Source organism: Actinoallomurus sp. CA-150999 (assembly GCF_050942425.1).
GTDB lineage: Bacteria > Actinomycetota > Actinomycetes > Streptosporangiales > Streptosporangiaceae > Actinoallomurus.
Genome location: NZ_CP192063.1, coordinates 9385473 through 9403788, shown reverse-complemented (window position 1 = coordinate 9403788; position 18316 = coordinate 9385473). Strand labels below are relative to the sequence as shown.

The window sequence follows — 18316 nt, the reverse complement described above, 5'->3', positions numbered from 1 at the left end:
CCGGGCCCGGGCCGGTGGTGATGGAGAGGGCCACGAGCGTTCCCTCATGGCTGCGGTTGGAGGACGACGACCCTCCGCCGTGGGGGCTGCCCGACGAGGACGCGCTGGTCATGGCCCGGGGCGACGTCGCCGAGACCCTGCTGCCCGCGCTGCCGGGCCAGTTGATCCACTCGGCACGAACGGTCGTGCCTCGTCCCGCCGGCCCTTGATCGCCTCTACGTAGGACGGGCGACGCCGGGGTGCTCGGCCGCCAGCGTGTCCGCCGCGGTCCGCAGGGCGTCGAGGACCGCGCGGACCGACGGCCGTACGTCTCCGTCCCCGCGGGTCCAGGCGATCACGTGGCGCCGTACGGTCGCGTCGGCCAGGTCGCGGACGGCGATCCCGGACTGTTCGGTGAAGCGGACCAGTTCGGGCAGGAAGCCGATGGCCTGGCCATGGGCGGCGAGGGCGAGGTTCACGAGCAGGTCGTTCGAGCGGTACCGGATCTCGGGGCGGAAACCCCCGTGCTCCACGCACAGCCGCTCGGTGATCTCGGCGTGCGACGTGCCGGGATGCCCCGATGCCCACACCTCGCCCGCGAGGTCGGCGATCGGCACGGCGGACTCCGAGGCGGCGAGGCGGTGCCCGGCGGGCAGGACCAGCCGGGTCGGCTCGGTGAGCAGGATCTCGTCGATCAGACCGGCGGTGCGCGGCCGCCGGAGAACGTCGTACTCGTTGCTGATGACCAGGTCGACCTCCTGCAGGACCAGGGACTGCAGGGCGTGCTCGAACTCGTCGTCGAGCACCTCGACGACGAGGTCCGGGTACTGAGCGGTCAGCGCCTCCAGGGCGGGCGCCACCAGGTGCAGCAGGGCGGTCTGGAACGCGACGAGCCGTACCGTCCCGGCGACCAGCCCGCACGCGGCGCGCGCGGCGTCTTCGGCCTGCTTGGCCTGGGCGAGGAGACCTTCGGCGGCGCGCGCGAGCGTCTCGCCCGCCTCGGTCAGCCGCAGGCGACGGCCGACGCGTTCGGTGAGCGGCACCCCGATGTCCTTCTGGAGCTGGGCCAGCTGCTGCGAGACCGCGGACGGGCTGTAGCCGAGCGCGGCGGCGACCGCGCCGACCGTGCCGCGCAGTTGAAGCTCGCGGAGTACCCGCAACCGGACCAGGTCGATCATTCAGTAAGTCTTACACGTTCCATGCAGTAATGCTCGCTGGACCTTCATGGTCGACGAGCGCACAATGTAAGTACCAAGAAAGCAGAACACTGATGACGAAGGAGATCGCCATGTTGGCGATGGTCGCGATTCTCGTCGCGCTCGCTGTGCTCGCTGTGCTCGGACCCCTCACCGGCGCGGACAGCCGTGACGGCCTCGACTGGGCGCGGAACAACTTCTGGCTGCGCCGCCGCACCGCCGAGAAGGCGGCCGCCGCCCACACCTCCGAGACCGCGACCCGCGCCCACGTGCGCGAGCACCGCACGATCCCGGCCGCCCGCTGACCCCAGCCGTCCGCTGACCGGGGCCACTCTCTGAGCCCGGCCGCCCACCGGTCCCGGCCGCCGGCTGATCCCAGGCCGCCCACCGGTCGCGGCCATCCACCGATCCTCGCTTTCCCGCTGACCCTGGCCGCCCGCCCACCTGCGGTCCGGGTCCGTCGATCCGCCCCCACATGGATCGACGGCACGCGGCACACGCGGATCGCCCGGCGCCACCGCGCCCGCGCGATCCCGTACGGGCGGTCACGCGTTGGTCGGTACGCCCGCGTTGACGAGGATCTCGCGCGCGGGCAGGGCGATGCTCTGGGCGGCGGTCAGGCCGGAGGCGGCCAGGTGGGCGTCCACGATCCGTAGGCCGGCCGCGTAGCCGGCGAAGTCCGGCAGGCCCACGGGCTGCTGGCCCATGAGCTGGGCGGTGGCGTCGCCGAAGACGTACGCGGTCAGGTTCTGCATCCCGGCCACGTCGATCCCGGCAGTGATCTTCTCGTAGGCGCTGTCCAACTCGGCGCCGGTCAGGCCCGTCGCCCAGGGGCCCATGGCCTGCTCGCCGGCCAGTTCCCGGACGAAGGCCTCGGCCAGTCCCTCGGCGACGACATGTTCGCCGACCGTGACGGCCATCGGGTTCCAGACCACGTTCGCGTAGCGCACGTTGTGGTGGAGTTCGTGGGCGGCGGCGTGGCCGATCTTCTGCAGGCTCGTGTCGGTGGGCCACATCAGCAGGTGGATCGCGCCTGGGATGCCGCCCATACCGAAGTACCCGGCGCTGCGGACCGTCAGGTGGTGATCGTCGGGGTCGCCGAGCACCAGGACGACGTGCACGGTCTCGGCGTGCTCGATACCCGGCACCGCGCCGCTGATCCGCTCCCAGGCGGCGGTGAGAGAGTCCTCGACCCGGTTCCACACGCCCGCGTCCTGCATCTGACGCACGGCGGACACGTACCGGGGGTCGTCGCGGTCGAGGCGGAAGCCACTGCCCATCTCCTGGTGCATCTGGACGAGGTCGATATCGCCCATCACGGAGGACATGGTCCTCTGGAGCGGGCTGAGCATTTCTCGCAGGGCGTCGGGCCGCTCCTCCAGCGGTCGCTGCAGGAGATCGAGCATGGCCGACGCCGTGTCGTGAACCACGATCTTCATGGCTCGGGACCGTAAGGCCTCCTGTTACGTAAGGGTCAAACTCTTGCCGAGGGGCGTCGGGGAGCTGACCACGAGACCCCCCCGCGCTCACCGCTGTCGTACGAACTCCAGGCGTACGGGGTCGCCGTCGGCGATCAGGATCACCACGCCGTGCCGCGGGGTCCAGCCGTCGGAGACGAGGACGTAGTGACCGCCGGTGTGGAGGTCGAGCCGCAGGCCGGTGTACCGGTAGTGGTAGGCCGCGTCGGCGCCGGGGAGAGGAGTCTCCGTCACGCCCGGAGCCGTCAGGTACAGGCGCTTGGGACTGTAGACCACGACCTGGGTCAGGCCCCTGATGTCGGCGGCGAAGCGGTCCGCCAGGTCGTAGCCCAGGACCTTCGCGTAGTTGGACGCCCCCCAGAACAGCGCGACACCGACGATGATCGCGGTGAAGGCGCGCAGCAGCGGCACTCTTCCCGGCGGTGGCTCGGTCGCGTCGGGCAGCATGGTCCGCAGCTGCGCGGCGTACAGAACGAGGAGGACGCCGGCGCCGATGCTGAACGGGAAGGCGATGAAGGCCTGGGCCCGCCAGACGTAGCCGAGGACCCAGACCATCCCCGGCAGGATGAGCCAGGCGAACGGCAGGACCCGGAGCGTCCAACGCACGACGCGGTCGTCGCGCCCCCGGGCGCGGATCCTGCGTACCAGGCGTTCGTCCCACTGGAGCCACGCCATACCGCCGACCGCGATCACCAGGAGCAGTACGAGCACCGGCCCGACACTGCGGAGCACGTAGTCGCGGGTCGGCATCCCGAGGATGCTCTCGTCGAAGCCGAGCTCCTGCGACTGCGCGTCATTGCGCTGCCAGCCGAAGAAGACGAGCAGGGCGGTCAGGACGGTGGCGTTGGCGACGATGCCGACGAGCCAGCGGAGGATCTCGTTGCCCTTCTCACCCTCCCCGTCGGCCTCGCCCGCCGGCTTCTCCTCCCGAGACGGCGCCTGCGACTCTGGGTCTGGTGCCTGCGGGTCCGGGGCCTGCGCCTGCGGGTTACGGGCCGGGGCCTGCGACTCCGGGGCCGGCATCTGCGGATCCGAGGCTGGTGCCTGCGGGTCTGGGGCTGGTGCCTGCGGATCCGAGGCTGGCACCTGCGAAGCCGAGACCGGGGCCTGCGGGGCCGAGGTCGATATCCCATGGTCGGAGGCCGGCACCCCGATCTCAGGGGTATCCGGCCCCGAGGCCGAGGTACTCATGCCGGGTGCCGTTCGGAGCGGCGGAGAGGCGGGTGTTCCCGGCGCCGTCTCCGCCGAGCTGGCCGGTGGCGTGGTTGAGCTGGTGGGTGGCGCGGTCGGGTCGGCGGGTGGTGCGGTCGACCCGGTAGGCGGCACCGTCGAGTCCGCGGGCGGCACTGTCGAGCTGGTGGGCGGTGCCGTCGAGTCGGCGGGTGGTGCTTTCGAGCTGGCGGGCGGTGCCGTCGAGTCGGCGGGTGGTGCCGTCGTGGCCTCCGTACGGTCCGGATGGCCGTCCGGCATCGGTCAGCCCCCGGTTCCGGACGAGGATTCGGGTGAGCCGGACGGGCCGGCGGAGTTCGCGGGTTCGGACGGTTGCCCGCTTCCTTCCGACTCCGAGGGGTCGGGGGACACCACGGGTGGCGGCGGGCAGGTGCCGAACGCCGACCGCGGTCGCTGGTGGACGACGCTCGACGATGCCCGATAGAGCTCGCAGAGGAACCAGGTGTTCGAGTCCCAGCCGGGCAGGTGGAGCGCTGAGAGACCGGACTGCGCGGTGCTCAGCCGGCCGCGGCACACCGCGATGCCGATCCGCAGAAGGTCCTTGACGTCGTCGTTGCTGGTGCCGTCCTCGTCGAGTTTTCGCTGTGCCCCCTCGCAGTCGTTTCCCTCCAGCGCTTCGTAGACCGCGCCGGCCGCGGCCTCGCCGCCGGTCGGGCCGGAGGGCAGGCCGAAGCCGTATCGGCCGCCGCCGGTGCCGCCGCCGCTCCCGCCTCCGCCGCCGGCGTTCCCGCCCCCTCCGTTTCCGCCGGAGCCGCCGTGGTCGCCGCCGCCCGAGCCGCCTGCGGCGCCGCTGTTGCAGCCGCTGAGCAGTAGGGCGGCGCACGCCAGGGCTGCCAGCGGCCCTCGGGTTCTCCGGCCGATGCCCTGATGCGGCTCGGGCGGTTTCTGGATCGATGCTCTGGCGGCCATGGCGCCTCGCCTCCCCGTCTGCTGGTCTGGCGGCCCGCGCGGGCCGCTGAACGCACCGGCCGGCACCCCCGTGGCGGCCGGTGGCGGATCAGATGTTGTGGTAGAAGTCGCCGCCGGCGGAGCCGAAGTAGATCTCGGCGCTGCTGGCCGTCCAGAAGAGCATCGAGATGCCGACGCCCCATGCGATCCCGTCGTGGTTGACGTCCCAGGTGTTGAAGGCGTCCAGGCCCGCGGAGTGGCCGCCGCTGATGCTCAGCCCGTCGCGGTGCAGGATCCGGTTCGGGCCATCCCAGACGTCGACGGCCTGCAGGGCGCCGAACTGATCGGTGACGTTGAACAGGACCATGACCCGGCCGAGGGTCGCGCGCCGGTCCTCGACGATGACCGGTGTCGGGATCGCCACGTGGAACCAGTTGGTCCCGGGCTTGAGGTAGTAGTGCGCTCCGAACCCCTCGCGCAGGCCGTTGACGTCGACGAACGGCTGGTTTCTCGGATCGAGGATCCCCGTGCCCATGTTCTGGGCGACGAAGGAGTACCCCGGTACCCACGACGCGTACAGCTTGGCCATCACAGCCCCTTCCCCGTCTCACCGCCGGAGGCCCGGCGGCTGATGGCCACGCTAAAAACGCGGGGCGGCCGGAGCATGAGTAGGCCCTACTCAAACCGGGGCATGAGCGGGCCCTACCCGAACTGGGGCATGAGCGGGCCCTACTCGAAGTCGAGGGCGCCGAGCAGGTCGGCGAGGGCCGTGCGGTCGCCGACGCCGAGCCGGCCGTAGATCCCGACCAGGTGGTTCGCGACCGTGCGGGTCGACAGCACGAGACGGTCGGCGATCTCCCGGTTGCTGAGCCCGGCGGCAGCGAGCCGGGCGATCTCCCGTTGCCGCGCGGTGAGACGGGGCGCAGTCAGGTCACGCAGCGCGGGGGTGCGCGCACCCTGGCAGCTCCGGGCGAGGGCCCAGGCCCGGGAGGCGGCGAAGACGCCGGCCCGGTCGCCTGGGGGGTACACGGCGGCTGCCTGGGCGGCGGCCTCGGCCGCATGTAGGAGCATGCCCATCCGCTCGAAGGCGCGGGAGACGGCGTCGAGTTCCGCGCCGTTCGCGGCGACGACGGCAGCCGCGTGGCGGGCGCACACGGCGGCGAGGGGACCGTCGACGGTCGCGCAGAGCCGGGCCAGGTCCTCGGCGACGAGAGGAGCCGCGCCGAGCCGTACGACGTCGTGCAGCGCGAACATCCGATAGCAGCGCAGACCCTGGGTTTCGGCGGTGTCGGCGGCGGCCAGGGCGGCGGACACGGCCGCGCCGAGGTCGCCGCCGGCGGCGTGCACCCAGGCGCGGGCGAGCACGGCGGGGAAGTCGATCGGCACGAACGTCTTGAGCGATCGCCGCTCGGCGGCGGCGAGGGCCGTCCGGGCGGTCGCGACGTCGCCGAGCAGCGCGGAGGCGTGCGCGAGCTCGCCGAAGCACAGCCCGGCGAACCCCGTACGGTGCTCGCCGAGCTGGGCGATGCCGTCGCGGCAGGAGCGGACGGCGTCGGCGGCCCGGCCCGCCAGGACCTGGATCTGGGCGCGGTGGCCATCGAAGCCGGCCATGCCGAGCCGCCAGGGCGCCTCTTCCCGCATGAGCCGCCGGGTCAGGCCGGTGACCTCGTCGGCCGCGGCGAGATCGCCCTCGAACAGGTGGGAGAGCAGGCGGACGCACTGCAGGCTCCAGAACGCGTCGGGCGCGTCGTCGCGCCAGCGTTCGATCTCCCGCAGCGTCGCGTCGGCGGCCGCCCGCGCACGCCCGGGGTGCCCGCCGTGCGCGAGCCGGAGACCCTCGACGACCGCGGCCTGGGCGAAGCTCGCGGGGGTCATCGTGTCGCCGAGCCGGCGCGCCCGTGCCAGCTGGCGGTCGGCGGCCAGGGGATGCCCGGCGAAGAAGTGGACGAAGGCGCTGAGCACGAGGAGATCCTGGTGGATCACCGGGTCGGTGACGGCGGAGACGGCCTCGTCGACGATCCGCTGCGCGTCGGCGTCGTCGCCGACGCTCCACGCGAGTCCGAGGACGCGGGTCCGCGCGTAGACGGAGCGCTCCTCGTCGGTGGCCGGCGTCCCCATGAAGCGGCGCAGGGTCTCCTCGGCCTCCTCCGGCCGGTCGTCGAAGAAGAGGGTGTAGGCCAGCGACAGGGCGGCGGCCGGTCCGCCGCCCGCGTCGACCGCGGCCCGGCCGAGCCGCTGTGCGAGCGCGATGTCGAAGACCGACATCGCCAGGCGGCACGCCGCGATGAGCGGGAGGGGCTGCCGGGCGGTGCCGCTGTCCAGCCGCCAGACCGCCACCCTGAGGGCGTCCTCACGCCGCCGTGACCCGGTCGCCTCCACGGCGTCGGCGAGCCGGGCGAGCATCTCGCGGACCCGGTCGGAGTCCGCCTGGGCGCGGACGACCTCCCCGTACAGCGGATGCGCCGGGCGCACCTGGAGCCGATGCCCGTCGCGGAACGTCGTGATCAGCTGCCGCGCCTCGCACCGCTCGACGGCCACCGCGCTGGTGAGCCGGATGAGGACGTCCGCGCCGAGGGGCTCGCCGAGCGTGGCGAACTCCAGGGCCCGGCGTTCGTCCTCGTCGACGTCGCCGATGCGGGCCTCGACGAGGTCGCGGAGCCGCGGGGTCAGGGACAGGTCGCCGTGCCAGCGCCACAGCCCGCCGGTCTCCTCGAGGGCCCCGGCCGTACGGCCGGCCAGCACCATCTCCCGCAGGTACAGCAGGTTGCCCTGCGTGACCCGCCACAGCCGCCGCAGGGTCGCCGACTCGACCTGTCCGCCGAGCACCTGCGTCAGGAGGCGGCCGGTCTCCTCGACCGGCAACGGCTCGAGTTCGAGGCGCCGGACCAGGCCGTCCTTCCACAGCGCGACGATGGGATCGGGCGCGGGCTCGCCGCTGCGGACGGTGGCCAGCAGGCGGGCCCTGCGGTGCAGCACCATCTGGTGGATGAGCGCCGCCGAGGCGGCGTCGAGCAGGTGCGCGTCGTCGACCGTCAGGAGGAGGGTCTCGCCCGCCGGCGGACGCAACGCCTCGGCCGCCCAGCGGAGCGGGTTGACGCCGGCGGCGGCCGGGAACCGCTCCGGCAGCAGGTGGGCGAACGCGCCGAAGGGGAGGTCGGCCGCCGCCGCCGTGCCGCGGACCGGTGCCACCCTGAAGCCCTCCAGCCGGGAGACGGCCTGCGCGGCCAGCCTGCTTTTGCCCGCTCCGGCGGGACCGGCCACCACGACACCGCCACGGGTCCCGTCACCGACGATGGAGCGCACCGCGTCGAGCTGTGCCGTACGGCCGACGAACGGCCAGCGCGGTGTGCCTGCTTCGTGGCGAGCCCTGGGCCGTGTCATGTGGTCACGCCTTCACGGCCGATGAACGGCCTGCGCGGTGTGCCCGTTTCGTGGCGAGCCCTGGGCCGTGTCATGTGGTCACGCCTTCACGGCCGATGAACGGCCTGCGCGGTGTGCCCGCTTCGTGGCGAACCCCCGGCCGTGCCATCCGGTCACGCCCTCACGGCCGATGAACGGCCTGCGCGGTGTGCCCGCTTCGTGGCGAACCCCCGGCCGTGCCATCCGGTCACGCCCTCACGGCCGACGGGCGAGCGGACGGGCCGAACAGGTCGGCGAGCTCGGCGCGGTCGCCGATGCCGAGGCGTTCGTACGCGTGGAGCAGGTGGTTCTCGACCGTGCGCACCGAGAGCCCGAGGCGCTCGGCGATCTCGCGGTTGCTCGCGCCGGCGACGACGAGGTGGATGATCTGCCGCTGCCGGGGTGTGAGCTCGGGCGTGGCCATCGTGGCCAGGGCGGGGGTGCGGGCGCCGTGACACCGGCGGGCCGTGGTCCACGCACGGGCGCTCGCCGTGCGGGCGGCCCGGATGCGACCCGCGGCCTCGTGCGCGGCCGCTGCCTGGGCCGCCGCCTCCGCGGCGTACAAGGTCATGTCGAAACGTTCGTACTCCGCCGAGACGGCGTCCAGTCCGGCGCCATCGCCCGCCAGGGCGGCGTGGCGCGCGAACAGCGGCGCGAGGGCCCCGTCCGCCAGCCCGGCCAGGGCGGCGAGCCGGTCGGCGGCACGGTCGGCCGCTCCCAGGCGTACGACGTCGTGCAGCGCGAACATCTCGAACGCCGTCAGGCCGAGCGACCGCGCCCGGACCGCACCGGCCAGGGCCACCTCGACGGCCTGGCCGACGTCGCCCCGGGCGGCCGGGATCCAGGGGCGGGCCAGCACCGCCGGGAAGTCCGGGGCGAGGTACGTCGGCAGGGCGCGCCGCTCCGCCTCCGCCAGGGCATCCTCGGCGGCGGGGACGTCGCCCGCGAGGGCCGTGGCGTGGGCGAGCTCGCCGAAGCACAGTCCGGCGAACCCGGCCGGCGCGTCGCCGAACCGGGCGACGGCGTCGCGGCACCAGCGGGCCGCCGCGCCGACGTCGCCGCGCATGCGGCTGATCTGCCCGCGGAGCGCGGCGAGGACGGTGACGCCCAGGTTCCAGGTGCCGGGCTCGCCGAGTTCGCGGTACGCGGCGTCGGCCAGTGCCTCGGCCCCGGAGAGGTCGCCGGCGAAGATCTTGGCCATGAGGCGGGCCAGACCGAGCTCGGCGAGGGCACCGGGAACCTCGTCCTGCCAGCTCCGGGCCGTCGCGAACGCCGCGTCCACGACGGCCGTCGCGCGATCCGTACGCCCCGTGAAGGCGAACGCCTGGCCCTCGACGGCGGCCAGTTGAGCCGCCACGCCGGCGGCCGTCGGGCCGATCGCGCGGACCCGGTCCGCCAGAGCCAGGGACTCGTCGACCCGCGCGGCGAGGACGTGACAGGACGCCTTGACCGTGAGGACCTCCTGGCGCCACCGTGGGTCGCCGATCGCCGCCTCGGCGGCGTCCAGAACGCGGTGCGCCTCGGCGGAGCGTCCGAGGCCGCCGTGGAGGGTACGGGCGCGGGCCGCCGCGACGAGCGCGCGCTCACGGTCGGTGCTCGCCGCGCCGGCCGCCCGGCGCAGCGCCGCCTCGGACTCGGCGGGCCGGTCGGCGACGTGCAGGACGGCGCCCAGGGCGATCGCCGCGTCCGTGCCGCCGCCCGCCTCCAGCGCCGCCCGCCCCAGCCGTACGGCCAGGTCCACGTCGTGCGCCGCCCAGGCCAGGCGGCAGGCCGCGACCATGGGCGCGGGGTCGGTGACGCTGTCACTGTGCAGCCGCCAGACCGCGACGCGCAGCACGTCGTCGCGCCGCCGCAGCCCCGTGGCGTCGGTGGCCTCCGCCAGCCGCCGCAACCGGCTCCGGGCGCGTAACCTCCCGGTCCGCCCGCGGATCACCTCGCCGTACAGCGGGTGCGCCAGCCGCGCCAGCCTCCGGCGGCGGTCGACGACCACCGTCACGATCTGCCGGTCCACGACGCGCCCCACCGCTTCCGGGGACGTCAGCCCGGCGACGAGGTCGACGCCGATCGGCTCGCCGAACGCCACGAACTCGAGGGCCTCGCGCTCCTCCTCGTCGATCTCGCCGATCCGGCCGCCGATCAGCTCGTACAGCCGCGGCACGGCGGGCAGGTCGCCGGTCTGCCGCCACACCCCGCGGCTCTCCGTCAGGGCTCCGGCGAGGATCAGCTCGCGCAGGAACAGCGGGTTGCCCTCGGTGATCCGCCACAGGCGCCGCGCGGTCGCCGCCTCCACCTGGCCGCGGACCGAGTCCGCCAGCATCCGCGCCGTATCCGCCTCCGGCAGCGGCCCGAGCTCAACCCGCGGCACGAGGCCGTCCTGCCAGAGCCGCCGCACGTGGGCGGGGACCTCCTCGCCGGTGCGGATGGTGGCGAGGAGCCGGGCACCGCCCCGGGCGACGACGTCGCGGACGAGCGCCGCCGACGCCGGGTCGAGCCAGTGCGCGTCGTCGACGGCCAGGACCAGCGTGCCCCGGCCCCGCCGGGCGAGCAGCGCGTCGGCCGCCCAGCCCGGACCGTCGGCACCGCCCTCGGAGACGGGACCGGCGGGCAGCAGGTGTGCGAACGGTCCAAAGGGAAGGGCCGAGGCGGCCAGCGTCGCCTGCACCCGCGCCACCGTGAACCGCGCCGGATCGAGCGCGGCGATCACCTCTGCGGCCAGCCGCGTCTTTCCCACCCCGGGCGCGCCGGCGACGACGACCCCACGGGCCGATGCGCCGGTCAGCAGCGATCGCACCCTGCCGAGCTGCGCCCCACGGCCGACCAACGGCGAGGGGGACCACATGAACGCATCGTACGGACCCCATCTCATTGCGTGACAGCATGTGTCCGTATCCGGCCACCCGCCCAACCCTCCCAGCACACGCCCGTACGAGCGCGGCGGTCCCGGTTGTCCGTCGTGACATGCGGGTAGGCCCAGCGGTGCTTCCCTCGATTACAGGAGGCCGCGATGCCGGACGTTCGGACTACGACCTGCGCGATCGCGGGCGGCGGCCCCGCCGGGATCATGCTGGGTCTCCTGCTCGCCCGCGCCGGGGTGCGGACGACGGTCCTGGAGAAGCACGGGGACTTCCTGCGCGACTTCCGGGGCGACACCGTCCACCCCTCCACGTTGCGGCTGATGGACGAGCTCGGCCTGGTCGACGAGCTCGAGCGCGTGCCGCACCAGAAGCTGACGACCCTGCGGATCGGGACGCGGACCCGGCCGCTGGTCGAGGCCGACCTGACGCGGTTCAGGCGGTGGAAGTACCGCCACATCGCGATGATCCCGCAGTGGGACTTCCTGACCCTGCTGGCCGACCACGCACAGCGTTATCCGGCGTTCCGGCTGCTGATGGAGGCCGAGGTCCTCGGGCCGATCGAGGAGGACGGCGCGGTGCGGGGGCTGCGGTACCGCGACGCCTCCGGCGAGCACGACCTGCGGGCCGTGCTCACGGTGGCGGCGGACGGCCGCCGGTCCGATCTGCGCCGCGCCGCCGACATGGTCCCCACCGAACTCGGCGCGCCGATGGACGTCCTGTGGCTGCGGATCTCCCGTCGGCCCGGCGACCAGAACGGTCTCGGCGGCGTCATCGGCCAGGGCGAGATGGCGGCGATGATCGACCGCGGCGACTACTGGCAGATCGCCTTCCTCATCCCCAAGGGGTCGTACGAGCAGGTCCGGGCCAGGGGGCTCGGCGACCTGCGGGACCGGCTCGCGGGGCTGATGCCGTCCCTGGCCGATCGGGTCGGCGAGATCGACGACTGGGACAAGGTGGCCTTCCTCGAGGTCGGCCTGAACCGGCTCCACCGCTGGGATCGGCCGGGCCTGCTCGCCATCGGCGACGCCGCCCACACGATGTCGCCGATCGGCGGTGTCGGCATCAACCTGGCCGTACAGGACGCCGTGGCGACGTCCAACCTGCTGGCCGAGCCGCTGTATCGCGCCCAGTCCGACCCCGCGAGGTTCGACCGGACGCTCAACCCGGATCTGGTGCGCCGCGTCCAGCGGCGCCGGGCCGTCCCGACGATCGGCACCCAGACGGTGCAGCAGGTCATCCAGCGTCAGGTGGTCGACCGGGCGTTGTCGAACACCGAGCCGAGCCTGCCCCGGATCCTGGGAACCCGGAGCGGCCGGCGGCTGCTGTCGCAGGTCCTGGCCCGGATCATGGTGTACGGCCTGCTGCCCGAGCACGTCCGCACCCCGGAGCGGCGCGAGACCGAGACCCGCGCCGCCGCCCGTACGTAGCGCAGTCGGCCCCGGCCGAGGTGATGCCCGCTGACCAGCGGGTACGCAGGGATCGTGCGACGGTTCGGGGATGACCGTTCGGCCCGGTCACAGTCATGGTTGCGGGGCCAAGCGCTGGTGGCGCTCCCACTGGCGCTGATCTTGGTGATCGCCGTGATCGACGTCCTCAACGGGCCACGGATCCATCTGGGGCCGCTGCTGATCGTGGCACCGGCGATCACGGCGTCCTTCGCCGGCCCGAGGGCGGTCGCACTGATCGGCGCGGTGGCCGTCGCCACCGAGGTGCTCATCGGCGCGTCCGACGAGTGGCGCCGGGTCACCGAGTACGAGACGCAGCTCTCTTCGCTGGTCGTGATCTCGGCGCTGATCGTGTTCTTCACCGCCGTACGGCAGCGGCACCGGCGTGAGCTGAAGGCGGCCCGCTCGGTCGCCGAGACGGCGCAGCGGGCACTGATCCGCCCCCTTCCCGAACGGATCGGGCCGCTGCGCATCGCGTCGTTCTACCTGACCGCAGAGCAGGAGGCGAGAATCGGCGGTGACCTGTACGGCGCGGTGCGCATCGCCGGGGGCACCCGGCTGATCATCGGTGACGTCCGGGGGAAGGGCCTGGCCGCCATCGACACGTCCGCCCTGGTGGTCGGGGCGTTCCGGGCCGCCGCGCACCAGCGTTCCGCGCTCCCCGACCTGCTGTCCTTCCTGGACGGCGCGGCCGAGCTGGAGCCCGCCCGGCTGCACGGCGGCGGGCCGGACCCGGGGGAGGGCTTCGTCACGGCCGCCGTGGTGGACATCCCCGACGAGGAGCCGCACCTGTGCATCCTCAACCGGGGACACCCGTCACCCCTGTTGCTGACGGGCGGAGGCGTCACGGAGCTGCGGGCGACCCGGCCCGCGCCGCCGCTCGGCCTGGGGGACCTGTACCCGGCCGACGCCCACGTCGACATCTTCCCGTTCCGGCCCGATGACCTCTTGCTCCTCTACACCGACGGAGTGATCGAGGCCCGCGACGCCGTCGGCGCGTTCTACCCCCTCGGCGAGCGTCTCCTCACCTGGGCGGCGGACGACCCCGCGCATCTCGTCGAGCGCCTGCACGAAGACCTGCGCGCGTACGCCGAGGGACGCCTGGACGACGACGTCGCGGTGATCGCCATCAAGCGGATGTCCGCCCGGTAGCGCCGTGTCCCGATATCCGCCCGGACAGGCCGCCGGCTCTGTCGGCGGCCTCGCGGAGAGGCGAGTCGCTGCGACCGGAGATGGCTTGGCATCGCCCGGTCCTCGCGCTAACTTAACGACATATGAGCAATCGTTCAGATGAGCCGATGGTGGTCGGCCTCGAGGCGTGCGCACTGCGGGTGGTCGACGCCGACCGCGTCGCGACCGTCCGCGCGTCCATGCCCCCCGAGGGGGACGTCGCCGAGGTCGCCGACGTGTTCGGCCTGCTCGCCGATCCGGGCCGGCTGAGGGTGCTGGTCGCGCTCCTCGAGGGCGAGATGTGCGTGTGCGACCTGGCCGCCGTCGCCGGTGCCAGCGAGTCGGCCGTCTCCCACCACCTGCGGCTGCTGCGCGCCCACCGAGTCGTCCAGGCACGCCGGTCCGGGCGGATGGCGTATTACCGGCTCGCGGACGCGCACGTGCGTATGCTGCTGGACGTCGCGCTCACCCACATCGGCCACGCCCCGGCCGCCGCCCATCCCGAACACCACCAGACCGAGGAAGACGTGACATGACGGCCCACGACGCGCACGACGACGGTCCCGGGCACGCCGCTCACGGTCACGAGGGGCACGCCCACGGCGTCAGCGAGAACGCCGACTCACGATGGCTGAGCGGTGCGCTCGGTCTGATCGTCGCCTACATGGCGGGCGAGGTGGTCGTCGGTGTGCTGGCGCACTCCCTGGCGCTGATCTCCGACGCGGCGCACATGCTCACCGATGCCGCCTCGATCGTGCTGGCTCTGGTGGCCATGCGACTGGCCGCCAAACCGCCCGCCGGTGGATACACCTACGGTCTCAAGCGGTCCGAGATCCTGTCCGCCCAGGCCAACGGGCTCTCGCTGTTGCTGCTGTCCGCCTGGCTCGCGTACGAGGCGGTCCGCCGGCTGGTCAGCCCGCCGCAGGTCACGGGCGGGCTGGTGCTGGCCACCGCGCTCGTCGGCATCGTCGTCAACGTCGGCGCCGCCTGGATGATCTCCAAGGCCAACCGGACCAGCCTCAACGTCGAAGGCGCGTTCCAGCACATCCTCACCGACCTGTACGCCTTCATCGCCACGGCCGTCGCCGGCCTGGTCATGACGCTCACCGGATTCGCCCGCGCGGACGCGATCGCCTCCCTGGTCGTGGTGGCCCTGATGGTCAAGGCCGGGGTCGGGCTGGTCCGCGAGTCCGGGCGGATCTTCCTCGAGGCGGCCCCCGCGGGCGTCTCCCCGGAACAGGTGGGCAAGGTGCTGGCCGCCCGGCCCTGCGTCACCGAGGTGCACGACCTGCACATCTGGCAGATCACCTCGGGCATGCCCGCGGCGTCCGCGCACATCCTGGTCGCGCCGGGGGAGGACTGCCACGCCGTACGCGCCGACCTCGAAGCGGTGCTGGAGAAGTCGTACCAGATCACCCACACGACGCTCCAGGTCGATCACAACGCCGACCCGCTGCTGTCGATCGGCTCGCGGCCGGACGAGCACTGCGAGGAGTCCCACGGCCCCGTCCACCGTTCCGAGCCGACCGAAGACTGAGCGTCGCAGTCGAGCGCGTCAGGCCCTAGGCCGTGTTTCTTGGATCATGGAACGTAGGATGCGGGCACGCCGACCGGTTCTTGGGTCCCGGTGACCGTATCGTCGGCGTTTTTGATAAAGCGGACGACCAGAAAACGCTTGTGATCGGCCAGCGCGGTCACCGAGAACGGCTGCCCGTTGTTCAGGCCTGGCGCTTTGAAGTCCACGCGGGCCCCGAACGCCGAACCGAGCTCTACGCAGCGCCGGCGCCCGTCCTCGTCGAACGGGTCAAGGCCGTGACCGGTGGCCTCCAGCCCATCATCGACCTTCTTGTTGTCAGGTCGGGTCTCGGTCCCGATGTTCACGGTGTACCACGCATGGATCGGCACGTCCGAGCAGACTGCGATCGTACTGTCCGCCTGAGGATCCGGATCCCCCTTGTCGATGTTGTTGATGAAGACGTGTGCGGCCAGCAGGACGATGCTCCCGAACGCGCCGACCCCGACGGCGGCGAAGGCGAACCGGCGCGTTCGAACAAACGGGAACATGAACCCTCCAGGTCGTAACCGGTCCTGACCCGCTTTGATGGACATCCACCATCAGAGGTTCGCCGCAGGGTCCACCCCGTCGCTGCCGGTCATCGCGTGGGTGTCCTTTCGACCTTGAACTGAGCTAGGCGTCGTAGTCGAGGCCGACGCGCTCGGAGAGCGGCGTGGACTGGCAGGTGAGCACGAAGCCGGCGTCGACCTCGGACTCCTCCAGGGCGAAGTTGCGCCGCATGTGGACCTTGCCGTCGGTCACCCTGGCCCGGCACGTGCCGCAGACGCCGCCCTTGCAGGCGAACGGCAGGTCGGGCCGGACCCGCTGCATCGCGTCCAGCAGCGGCGTGTCGCGCGGCACGGCCGCCGTGGTCGAGCGGCCGTCGAGGAGCAGCGTCACCTCGCTGGTCGCGCCGTCGGGCAGTGCCTCCTCGTGGCGGACCGGGGCGGGCGGGACGTCGTCGACGAAGAACAACTCCCGGTGCACCCGCTCCGCCGGGACGTCCGTCCGGTCGAGCACGGACCGCAGGCTCTCGACCATGGCGTACGGCCCGCAGAGCCACCAGTGCGCCACGTCCCGAGCGGGCGGGAGCAGCGCGAACAGCGCGGTGAACTTCGCCGCGTCCAGCCGCCCGGTGAACAGCTCGGTCTCGAGGGGCTCGCGGGACAGGACGTGGAAGAGTTCGAGGCGGTCGAGGTAGCGGTCCTTCAGGTCCGCGAGCTCGTCGGCGAACATCACGGTGTCGGTCCGCCGGTTGGCGTACAGCAGGGTGACAGTGGCCGCCGGGTCGCGCAGGACGGTGGCGGCGATCGACAGGATCGGCGTGATCCCGGACCCGGCCGCGACGAACACGTGGTGTCCCGCCGTGTCGTCGCCGGGGGTGAACCCGCCGGTGGGCGGGCCCACCTCGATCTCGTCGCCGGGGCGCACGTCCCGTACGAGCCAGGTGGAGAACAGCCCGTCGGGCACCTCCCGTACGCCGACGCGGGGGGCGGCGCCCTCCGGCGCGCAGATGGAGTACGACCTGCGCTCCTCCCGGCCGCCGACCGTACGGCGCAGCGTCAGCGACTGGCCGGCGCGGAAGGCGTAGACGCCTTCGAGCTCCGGCGGGACGTCGAACGTCACCGCCACCGCGTCGGCGCAGAGCCGCTCCACCGAGGCGACCGTCAGGCGGTGGAAGCCGCCACGCGCCCGCGCCGGCGCCGGTGTGCTCACGGTCACCTCAGATCTCCTTCACGTGCTCGAACGGTTCGCGACAGGACCGGCACCGGCGCAGCGCCCGGCAGGCGGTCGGGCCGAACGCAGAGGTCACCTCGGTGTCGGCGGAACCGCAGCGCGGGCACCGGACCGTGCGTACGGTCGGGCCGAGGGCGAGCGGGATCGGTCCCTCCGCGCGCCGCGGCGCGGCGCCGGGAGGGGCGATGCCCGCCTCCGCGAGCCTGCGGCGGCCCTCCGCGCTGATCCAGTCGGTGGTCCACGGCGGGTGCAGCGCGGTGCGCACGTCGACCTCGTCGTACCCGGCCGCGCGCAGCGCGCGGATCAGGTCGGCGCGCATGGCGTCCATCGCGGGGCACCCGGAGTACGTCGGCGTGATGGTCACGACGACGCGGCCGTCCTCCTCGGAGACGTCGCGCAGCACGCCGAGGTCGGCGAGCGTGAGCATGGGCAGCTCCGGGTCGGTGACCGTCTCGGCCACCGCCCGCGCGTCCGTCGTCACGGTCACCATGTCGCCTCCGGGTGGGCGCGGGCCACGCTCTGCAGCTCGGCGAGCAGTGGCCCGAGGGCGTCGGTGTGCCGGCCCCGCCGCCCGTCCGGGTCCGGCGGCACGTCGGCGGGGCGGTGGAGGGCCGCCGCCGTGAACACCTGGTCCAGGACGGCGTCGAACTCCGCACGCAGGCCGGCCGGGTCCGCCGCGACGCCGAACTGGGCCAGGCGCTCCTCGACCTCGTGCGCGGTGAACAACTCGCCGACCAGCGGCCAGATCCTCTCGAACGCGGCCCGCATCCGCCGGTGCGACTCGTCGGTGCCGTCGCCGAGGCGTACGGCCCACTGCGCGGCGTGGTCGCGGTGGTAGGCGACCTCCTTGACGCCTTTCGCGGCGATGGCCGCGAGCACGGGGTCGCGCGAGGCGATCAGGCGCTGCAGCAGGGCGAGCCGCCAGGTGGCGAAGACCAGGAGCCGGGCGATGAGATCGCCGAAGTCGCCGCGCGGGAGCTCCACGAGCCGTACGTTGGCGAACTCCGCCTCCTCGCGGAAGAAGGCGTAGTGGTCCTCGCCCCGGCCGGTGCCGTCGGCGTGGCCCGCGCGGGCGTACAGCAGCCGGGTCTGGCCGAGGAGGTCCAGCCCGATGTTGGCCAGCGCCACCTCCTCCTCCAGGTCGGGCGCGTTCGTGCACCACTCCTGCAGCCGGTGGGACATGATCAGCGCGTCGTCGCCGAGCATGAGGCAGTAGGCGGCCAGGTCGGCGCCGTCGACGTCCGGTGGGACCGTGGTGTCGACGCCGTTCAGCGGGTCGGTGAAGCCCGTGCCGAACGCCCAGCGGGCATCGCCGTCGCCGGTCAGGGCCTCGTAGACGTTGTCGAAGGACACCGTGGCCTCACCTAAATCTCCGAAGGATTCC

Annotated in this window: 17 protein-coding genes; 6 read left to right on the top strand and 11 right to left on the bottom strand. The window is 73.2% G+C overall.

Translation table 11 applies throughout. The annotated features are described in order from the left end of the window. The first annotated feature begins 20 nt into the window (after window positions 1–20). On the top strand, window positions 21–209 hold the full coding sequence (locus ACQP2O_RS43185; RefSeq protein ID WP_433175020.1) for a hypothetical protein: 189 nt from the start codon (window positions 21–23) through the stop codon (window positions 207–209). Window positions 210–215: 6 nt separating this feature from the next. On the opposite strand, the gene ACQP2O_RS43180 is transcribed toward ACQP2O_RS43185, so the two are convergent. Further along, complete coding sequence (locus ACQP2O_RS43180) at window positions 216–1157, bottom strand: LysR family transcriptional regulator (RefSeq protein ID WP_433175019.1); 942 nt, start codon at window positions 1155–1157, stop codon at window positions 216–218. A gap of 92 nt (window positions 1158–1249) precedes the next feature. On the opposite strand from ACQP2O_RS43180, the gene ACQP2O_RS43175 reads away from it, so the two are divergent. Continuing rightward, entirely contained in the window at window positions 1250–1480 is a 231-nt protein-coding gene (locus tag ACQP2O_RS43175; protein WP_433175018.1) for a hypothetical protein, read from the top strand. 240 nt (window positions 1481–1720) lie between these two features. Here ACQP2O_RS43175 and ACQP2O_RS43170 read toward each other — a convergent pair whose 3' ends face one another. The 6 genes from ACQP2O_RS43170 to ACQP2O_RS43145 form a co-directional block, all read right to left on the bottom strand. Next, a complete protein-coding gene (locus tag ACQP2O_RS43170; protein WP_433175017.1) occupies window positions 1721–2614 on the bottom strand; it encodes a DUF2268 domain-containing protein in 894 nt (297 codons plus the stop codon). A gap of 87 nt (window positions 2615–2701) precedes the next feature. After that, the gene (locus ACQP2O_RS43165) at window positions 2702–3676 is read right to left on the bottom strand and encodes a hypothetical protein (protein WP_433175016.1); all 975 of its coding nucleotides are present in this window, start codon (window positions 3674–3676) and stop codon (window positions 2702–2704) included. Window positions 3677–4126: 450 nt separating this feature from the next. After that, the gene (locus tag ACQP2O_RS43160) at window positions 4127–4792 is read right to left on the bottom strand and encodes a hypothetical protein (RefSeq protein ID WP_433175015.1); all 666 of its coding nucleotides are present in this window, start codon (window positions 4790–4792) and stop codon (window positions 4127–4129) included. Between the two features lie 88 nt (window positions 4793–4880). Next, window positions 4881–5360 carry a hypothetical protein gene (locus ACQP2O_RS43155; RefSeq protein ID WP_433175014.1) on the bottom strand — a complete coding sequence of 160 codons (480 nt, stop codon included), beginning with the start codon at window positions 5358–5360 and terminating at the stop codon, window positions 4881–4883. A 140-nt stretch (window positions 5361–5500) separates the two neighbouring features. After that, window positions 5501–8152 carry a LuxR C-terminal-related transcriptional regulator gene (locus tag ACQP2O_RS43150; RefSeq protein ID WP_433175013.1) on the bottom strand — a complete coding sequence of 884 codons (2652 nt, stop codon included), beginning with the start codon at window positions 8150–8152 and terminating at the stop codon, window positions 5501–5503. Window positions 8153–8378: 226 nt separating this feature from the next. Then, window positions 8379–11009, bottom strand: a complete 2631-nt coding sequence (locus ACQP2O_RS43145; protein ID WP_433175012.1) for a LuxR C-terminal-related transcriptional regulator — start codon at window positions 11007–11009, stop codon at window positions 8379–8381. 165 nt (window positions 11010–11174) lie between these two features. Between ACQP2O_RS43145 and ACQP2O_RS43140 the strand changes: the two genes are divergently transcribed. The 4 genes from ACQP2O_RS43140 to ACQP2O_RS43125 all read left to right on the top strand — a co-directional run bounded on the left by ACQP2O_RS43140 (window position 11175) and on the right by ACQP2O_RS43125 (window position 15177). Then, window positions 11175–12452 (top strand): FAD-dependent oxidoreductase, encoded by a 1278-nt coding sequence (locus ACQP2O_RS43140; RefSeq protein WP_433175011.1) that lies wholly within the window; start codon window positions 11175–11177, stop codon window positions 12450–12452. A gap of 117 nt (window positions 12453–12569) precedes the next feature. Then, window positions 12570–13622, top strand: coding sequence for a PP2C family protein-serine/threonine phosphatase (locus ACQP2O_RS43135; protein ID WP_433175010.1), 1053 nt, complete (start codon window positions 12570–12572; stop codon window positions 13620–13622). Window positions 13623–13744: 122 nt separating this feature from the next. Continuing rightward, entirely contained in the window at window positions 13745–14176 is a 432-nt protein-coding gene (locus ACQP2O_RS43130) for an ArsR/SmtB family transcription factor (protein WP_433175009.1), read from the top strand. After that, window positions 14173–15177, top strand: a complete 1005-nt coding sequence (locus tag ACQP2O_RS43125) for a cation diffusion facilitator family transporter (protein ID WP_433175008.1) — start codon at window positions 14173–14175, stop codon at window positions 15175–15177. Before ACQP2O_RS43130 ends, ACQP2O_RS43125 begins: the two co-directional genes overlap by 4 nt. Before the next feature lie 44 nt (window positions 15178–15221). Here the strand turns inward: ACQP2O_RS43125 and ACQP2O_RS43120 are convergent, their stop codons facing one another. The 4 genes from ACQP2O_RS43120 to paaC all read right to left on the bottom strand — a co-directional run bounded on the left by ACQP2O_RS43120 (window position 15222) and on the right by paaC (window position 18285). Further along, the gene (locus ACQP2O_RS43120) at window positions 15222–15704 is read right to left on the bottom strand and encodes a hypothetical protein (protein ID WP_433175007.1); all 483 of its coding nucleotides are present in this window, start codon (window positions 15702–15704) and stop codon (window positions 15222–15224) included. Window positions 15705–15828: 124 nt separating this feature from the next. Continuing rightward, on the bottom strand, window positions 15829–16917 hold the full coding sequence (gene paaE / locus ACQP2O_RS43115) for a 1,2-phenylacetyl-CoA epoxidase subunit PaaE (RefSeq protein ID WP_433175006.1): 1089 nt from the start codon (window positions 16915–16917) through the stop codon (window positions 15829–15831). Between the two features lies 1 nt (window position 16918). Then, a complete protein-coding gene (paaD, locus tag ACQP2O_RS43110) occupies window positions 16919–17422 on the bottom strand; it encodes a 1,2-phenylacetyl-CoA epoxidase subunit PaaD (RefSeq protein ID WP_433175005.1) in 504 nt (167 codons plus the stop codon). Next, a complete protein-coding gene (gene paaC, locus ACQP2O_RS43105) occupies window positions 17416–18285 on the bottom strand; it encodes a 1,2-phenylacetyl-CoA epoxidase subunit PaaC (protein WP_433175004.1) in 870 nt (289 codons plus the stop codon). The genes paaD and paaC overlap by 7 nt, the downstream gene beginning before the upstream one ends. Between the last annotated feature and the right edge of the window lie 31 nt (window positions 18286–18316).